Source organism: Streptomyces sp. KL109B, assembly GCF_030766935.1.
Lineage (GTDB): Bacteria > Actinomycetota > Actinomycetes > Streptomycetales > Streptomycetaceae > Streptomyces.
Genome location: NZ_JASERL010000035.1, coordinates 1 through 467 on the forward strand (window position 1 = coordinate 1; position 467 = coordinate 467).

The following is a 467-nucleotide window of genomic DNA, read 5'->3' on the forward strand; positions in this document are numbered from 1 at the left end:
CGTGCAACTCGCGTGCCATGGCGCTCCATTGGGAGCCCTGTCCGGGGAACACCAGCACTGTTTTGCCGGGCTTGGCGGTTCCGGTCACCACGGTGTCGGAGGGGGTGCCCTGTGCGAGGGAGTCGAGTCCTGCCAGCAACTGATCGCGTGTGGTGCCCAGTACGATGCCGCGGTGGTCGAACACGGTGCGGGCGGCCAGCGTTGCCGCCACGTCTTGCACCGGTAGGTCGGTATTGGTGGCGGCCTCGGCGATCCGCCCGGCGTGGGTGCGCAGTGTCTCCTCGTTCCGTGCCGACAACACCCACCCGACCGGCCCCACCGGCTCCGTCACGGCCACGGGCTCCGCCGACGGCGCCTGTACGGCCGACGGCGCCTGCTCCAGGATCACATGAGCGTTGGTCCCGCTGATGCCGAACGACGACACCCCCGCACGACGTGGCCGGTCTTCCGAGGCCCATTCGTGTGCC

The 467-nt window shown here is 69.8% G+C and carries 1 protein-coding gene; it reads right to left on the reverse strand.

The window, feature by feature from the left end:
• The coding region (locus RBJ65_RS42025) for a hypothetical protein (RefSeq protein WP_306332223.1) at positions 1-388 on the reverse strand (388 nt) is incomplete at its 3' end.
• Positions 389-467: the final 79 nt, after the last annotated feature.